This is a genomic window from Acidovorax sp. HMWF029 (assembly GCF_003060895.1).
Lineage (GTDB): Bacteria > Pseudomonadota > Gammaproteobacteria > Burkholderiales > Burkholderiaceae_C > Acidovorax.
The window spans coordinates 8946-14777 of the sequence record NZ_QAIH01000223.1; the positions used below are offsets into that span (position 1 = coordinate 8946).

Here is a 5832-nt window from a genome sequence, read left to right on the forward strand (position 1 = left end):
CCTGCCTCCATACGTCAATGGCGGAAGCTGCATGGTAACGAAGCCAATCCAAAATCTCCAAAAGCATTCTTACCGAGCGAGGGTTGGAGTAGCATGTGCCCACCACGCCCGCTCAGGAGACAGCGATGCCCCATGAACGCCGCCATTTTGTCCGCGTCGGCTTTGACGCGCCGGCCCTGCTCACCACCTCCCACGATGCGTTCAGCGTGCATGTGGTGGACCTTTCGCTCAAGGGCGCACTGATCATGGTGCCCGCTCAGGCCGATCTGGAGCCCGGCACGCTTTGCCAGATCACCATCCCCCTGGCTGAAACTGGCAACCACATTGCCATGTCCACCGAAGTGGCCCATGTGCAGGGCCTGCACACAGGCCTGCTGTGCCGGAGCATCGACCTGGACAGCGTGACCCACCTGCGCCGCCTGATCGAGCTGCAGCTGGGCGACCCCGCCCTATTGGAGCGTGACCTGGGCGAGCTGACCATGGCATCGGCACCGCCCTGACACCGCCCTGCCGCAAGCTACCCTCCAATACAAAGGGCTGCACCTCTGGCAGCCCCAACCACATCTCGTGCAGCCCCCACAGGGCTGCCCAAGCCGCTGCGACACCAGCGGACAAAGAAACAAAAGCGGAAACGGCTACGCCGATTCCTGCTCCTGCAGCGTGCGCCACATCACCTTGCCGCTGCCACTCTTGGGCAGCGCCGCCACAAACTGCACGATGCGCGGCACCTTGTACACCGCCATGTTCTCGCGACACCAGTCAATGATCTGCTGCTCGGTCGTGCCCTGGTGGCTTGCGCGCAGCACCACCACCGCCTTCACCGTCTCGCCGCGGTAGCTGTCCTTGGAGGCGATGATGCAGGCCTCCTGGATCGCCGGGTGACGGAACATCAGCGCCTCCACCTCGGCGGGCCACACCTTGAAGCCACTTGCATTGATCATTCGCTTGAGCCGGTCGGTGAGGAAGAAATAGCCCTCCTCATCCATGCGCCCCAGGTCGCCCGAGCGGAAAAACCGCTTGCCCTCGAACTCGATGAACGCCGAAGCGGTGGCGTCTGGGCGCTTCCAGTAGCCCTCGAACACCTCGGGGCCGTGGATGATGATCTCGCCTTGCTCACCTACCGGCACCTCCTGCAGGGTGTCGGGGTCGATCACCCGCGCATCGGTGCTCATGAAGGGCACGCCCAGGCACTGCTGCTTGGGGTTGTCAGGCGGGTTGGCGTGCGATGGCGCCGCCGTTTCGGTCAGGCCGTAGCCCTCGGCATAACGCAGGCCGTATTGCTCCAGCAGGCGCTGCGCCACCGCCTGGGGCATGGCTGCGCCGCCACCGCCGATATAGGCCAGGCTGGAGAGGTCGTAGCTGGCAAAGTTCGGGCTGCCCAGCAGGTCGATGACCATGGTGGGGATGTTGGTCCAGGTGGTGACCCGATAGCGCGAGATCAGACGCCCGGCCAGGTCGCGGTCCCACCGGGGCATGATGACCAGCGTGGCGCCACAGTAAATGGACGTGTGCATCACGCTCACCATGCCGGTGATGTGGAACATGGGCACCACGGCCAGCGTCACGTTGTCGGCCGAGCCATTGCCCCACAGGCTGCTGGCCACCGCGTTGTGCATGATGCTTTTGTGCAGGTGCATGCACCCCTTGGGCAGGCCCGTGGTGCCACTGGTATAGGGCAGCAGCGCCAGGTCGTGCGGGCCCACCGCCAGCGCAGGTGGGGCATCGGTGCAGGCCACAGCATCCGTCCACGCATGGGCCTGGCCGCCGTCCAGCACTGGCAGCGGATGCCGGGTGCCCAGCCACTCACCCCAAGCCTCGGGCGGCGCATCGGAGCCCGTCACATTGACATCGAACGCATCGCTGAACTGCGTCACCACCAGGTGCGCCAGGCGCTCCGACGGGTGCAGCGCATTGCTCGCCTTGGCCATCTCCGGAGCCAGGTCGCCCGTGGTGATCGCCACCTTGGTGTCGGGGTCGGTGATGTAGTGCTTGAGCTCCTCGGCCCGGTTCATGGGGTTGACTGGCACCACCACCGCATTGGCCCGCAGGATGGCAAAGTGCGCCATCACCAGCTGCGGGCAGTTCTGCATGCACAGCACCACGCGGTCGCCGCGCTGCACACCCAGCGCAGCCAGCCGTGCCGCCACCCGCTCTGCCCCTGCGGCCAGCTGCGCATAGGTCACGGTGCTGCCAAAAAAAACCAGCGCAGGCTTGTCCGGATAGCGCCGTGCGTTGGTGGCCAGGTTGTCCCACAGCGAGGTGGCGGGTAAGGTGATGGAATGCGGCAGGCGGCGAGGCCAGAACTTGTGATGCGAACGCATAGGGCAGACAGTCTCCTTTTGCCCGCTAGCCTAGATGCCGCGCGGTGGCCGGGCAATGGGGGTGGCCCGGTTCTGCGTCGCCAAAGTGACCATGCTGCCACGCAGAGCAGCTCGGCACAGGCGAGAACGTATGTGCCGCGACAACGCATACGGTTGTGGAGGGGTTAGGTGTCAGATTCAGGCTAAGAGCGGCCCTTCGCTGGCGAACCGCTCAACGACCGGTGTCCTCGGAAGCTGACTCTGCGCAGTATGGCTTGCGATAGGCACTTTTCGTCTTCGAGTTCGCACTAGAGCATGCCTTGCTCAACAAGAACCTCCCTGACGCCGCTTGCCGCACCTTCTCGACCCATGTTCGAGTAGATCTTCATCGCTCGTTGCAAGCGACCTCGAGCCTCGGATCTGTCGCCTGTATTCACAGCAAGTTGCCCAAGCAGCTCGTTGGCTACGGCAATCTGGCCTTCGTCCTTGGCGCCTTCCGCTATCTGCAAGGCGTTTAGCAGTGTTTCTCGTGCGACTCTCGGATTGCCTTCGTCGAACTGCAACTTGGCCAGATCACCGAGAGTCGAAGCTTCTGAGCGACTAGCTCCGGCGATGCGCATTACTCGAATGGCTTCAAGGAGCATTCCTTTTGCCTCTGCGACGCGCCCCTGCTTGGCGTAGATGCCTGCAAGGCTGCGCTTGAGGTTTGCTTCCCCAAGTCGGTCACCATTGCGATTCAGGATGGGCAGCGCGGATTCGAAGGCTGCTTGTGCAGACTTGAGATCGCTGGCGTCGGCTAACAGCAGGCCGGTGTAACGCAGGGCTTGCGCTTCCCCCAATTCCTGGCCCGCGCTGGCGTAAGTAGCGCGCGCCTCGTCGTAGCTCTTGCGGGCTTGATCCACCTTTCCCTGCATCTTGTAAAGGTGCCCGTAAAGGACCAGCGCACTGGCAATGCCAGCAAGATCCCCTGACTGCTGAGACAGGCGCTTAGCCTCGGCGAGGGAGCGATCGACTGCCGGAAGATTGTTCCGCGATCCCTCGAGTCGTGCGATCGACCGAAGGACTCTGGCCTGCCCCGCCGGTTGATCTCTATCCTGGTAGATCTTCAACGCACGGCCGTAGCTAGCACGCGCCGCTGGGTAGTGGTTCTGGGTTTGCTCCAGTTCCCCAATGCCCAGATACGAATCAGCTTCGCCCTGTGTACTTCGCAACGAGTGAAAGAGTTCAGCTGCCTGTTCGTACTGCTTCCGCGCCGGCCCTGACAAGCCAAGCAGCCGGTTCAACTCTGCAACACCCTTGAGCACGTTAGCCTGCCCTTGACGATCGCCAAGCCTCTGATAGATTGCAAGCGCCTTCTCGTACCTCTCGCGGCCCTCACCAGACTGCGTATAGACGCGGGAAAGTTCGCCCCAGCTGTAGTAAACGTTTGCCTCGCCCTGCGCATCGCCGATGTTCAGATAGACTGCCAGCGCCTCGGCGTATCGAGTGTCGGCTTCCAGGATCTTCCGTTCAACTGCAGCGAGCCACCCGAGTTCGCGAAGAGCATGCGCCTCGGCCTGACGATCCTTCCCCGCAATCGCCACGCTCAGGGCGCGTTCAGCCTGTTCCCGTCCTTTGGCATATTGGCCTCGCGCGATCGAGATGTCCGCAAGTTGACGCAGTGCAGTGCTTTCTCCAGTAGCGTCGCCGAGTTCACGGTACGTTTTTGCCGCTTCCAAGTAGCGCTCTTCCGCATCTTTGGACCGACCTTCGAGTTTGTCGCGCTGAGCCAAAGCACTGTACACGCCGGCCACTCCACGCTGGTCGCCTGCTCGCTTGGCCAAGACCAGTGCTTGCTCCCGCGCGGTGGTGGCAGCCTTGAAGTCACCCTTGCTTTCGCGTATGTCTCCGATCACTTGCCAGGCGTTGGCTTCCACCAAGGCGCTGTCGGACTTGCGTGCAAACTTTAACGCTAGCTCTGCCTGGACGAGCGCCCCCTCTACGTTGCCTTGGCGCTTCAACAAATCTGCGAGCAGCATCCTTCCGCTGGATTGAGAACCTGCGTCGTTCGCTTGCTCGGCCGAGAAAATGTAGCGTTCGAGATCCTGCTTCGCCTCGAGCAAGCGAAAAGCGACGTAGTTCCTCCGATAGTCTTCGTAGATCGACCGCAGCTCTGCAGCGGTTGAGGGGGAGGCGGCTTGTGGCGCTTTAGGTACCTGATCCGCGATGACCGGGTCGGGCAAGACGCAGGCAAAGAACGTCGTGATCAAGACTTGCGCTGATCTGCGCCAGGCCACCGCAGCCGTCGACGCAGTGACGGGAGCGGTCCCTGCGCAACCGCCCGAAAGTGTCAGATTCGAGGTTGGCATTGGGTCAATTCTTGTTGCGTTGATGAACGTCACGATGATCCTATCGTCCGATTGAGGCTCAGCCTTGGGTGCACGAGTGCGGCTGGCTTGACCGCCGGCTTTTTGTCTTTCCTAAACAAGCCGAATACCATCCGCTCCTCCTTTTGTCATCACATGCGGGCGACCTTTACTCAGTGTTGGCTCGCTCCGGCGAACACCTCCTAGTGGCCGATAGTACGCGTTCGACGGTCAAAGTTGGATGACTGCAATCGCTGCAAAGCCACCTGAAGCGCCCACAGCCCCGCCTGCCGTCCGTCCCCTTACATCAGCTATTCACCTGCGCCCACAGTTTGTCCAGCCGCTTCACGCTCACCGGCTGGGGCGTGCGCAGCTCCTGCGCAAAGAAGCTCACGCGCAGTTCCTCCAGCAGCCAGCGCAGCTCCTGCATGCGCGCATCCACCGCGCCCTTGCGCTCAGCCACCAGGCGCCAGTAGCGCTGCTCCTGCGGGCGCAGTTCGGCCAGCTTGGCGGCGTCGCGGGCGGGGTCGGCGCGGACCTTGTCCAGGCGCAGGGTGATGGCCTTGAGGTAGCGCGGGAAGTGCGCCAGCTGGCCCCAGGGCGCCTGGGCGATGAACTGCTTGGGCACCAGGCGCTGCAGCTGCTGCAGTGCGTCTGCTGTCGCTTCGGGCGCGTTCTTGGTGTCCTTGATCTTGCGGGCGGCCGCCGCGTATTCGACGAGGATGTTGCCTGCCAGGCGGGCGACCTCGTTGGCGATCAGCGTGAGGCGGCCCCTGCCCTCTTCCACGCGGCGCTTGAAGGCGTACTCGTCGGTGGGCAGCGGGTCGAGCAAAAAGGCCCGGTCCAGCGCCACGTCGATGATCTGGGTGCGCAGTTCTTCTTGAGTACCCAGCGGCATATAGGCCACGGCCATCTTCTGCAGGTCGGGGATGTTCTTTTCGAGGTACTTGAGCGCATCTTTGATCTGCAGCGCAAACAGGCGGCGCAGGCCCGCGCGGTGCTTGGCGGCGGCCACCTCGGGCTCGTCAAAGACCTCGATGGTGACGGCGTCACCACCGTCGATGAGGGCCGGAAAGCCGATCAGCGTTTGCCCAGCCTTCTTGATCTCCATGAGTTCAGGCAGCTCGCCAAACGTCCAGGTGTTGTAGCGCTGGCCTGCGCCGCCTGTTTGCGCTGCAGATCAAAGA

3 protein-coding genes and 1 pseudogene are annotated in these 5832 nt (G+C 62.8%); 1 reads left to right on the forward strand and 3 read right to left on the reverse strand.

Annotated features, from left to right (window positions below):
- Positions 1-125 precede the first annotated feature (125 nt).
- A complete protein-coding gene (locus DBR12_RS15650; protein ID WP_108618110.1) occupies positions 126-500 on the forward strand; it encodes a PilZ domain-containing protein in 375 nt (124 codons plus the stop codon).
- A 135-nt stretch (positions 501-635) separates the two neighbouring features.
- Here DBR12_RS15650 and DBR12_RS15655 read toward each other — a convergent pair whose 3' ends face one another.
- The 3 genes and pseudogenes from DBR12_RS15655 to DBR12_RS15665 all read right to left on the reverse strand — a co-directional run.
- On the reverse strand, positions 636-2321 hold the full coding sequence (locus DBR12_RS15655; protein WP_108618111.1) for a long-chain fatty acid--CoA ligase: 1686 nt from the start codon (positions 2319-2321) through the stop codon (positions 636-638).
- Positions 2322-2608: 287 nt separating this feature from the next.
- The gene (locus DBR12_RS15660) at positions 2609-4549 is read right to left on the reverse strand and encodes a lipopolysaccharide assembly protein LapB (RefSeq protein ID WP_199226706.1); all 1941 of its coding nucleotides are present in this window, start codon (positions 4547-4549) and stop codon (positions 2609-2611) included.
- 403 nt (positions 4550-4952) lie between these two features.
- A pseudogene (locus DBR12_RS15665) lies at positions 4953-5804 on the reverse strand (DUF3418 domain-containing protein); the annotation flags it as partial.
- Positions 5805-5832 lie beyond the last annotated feature (28 nt).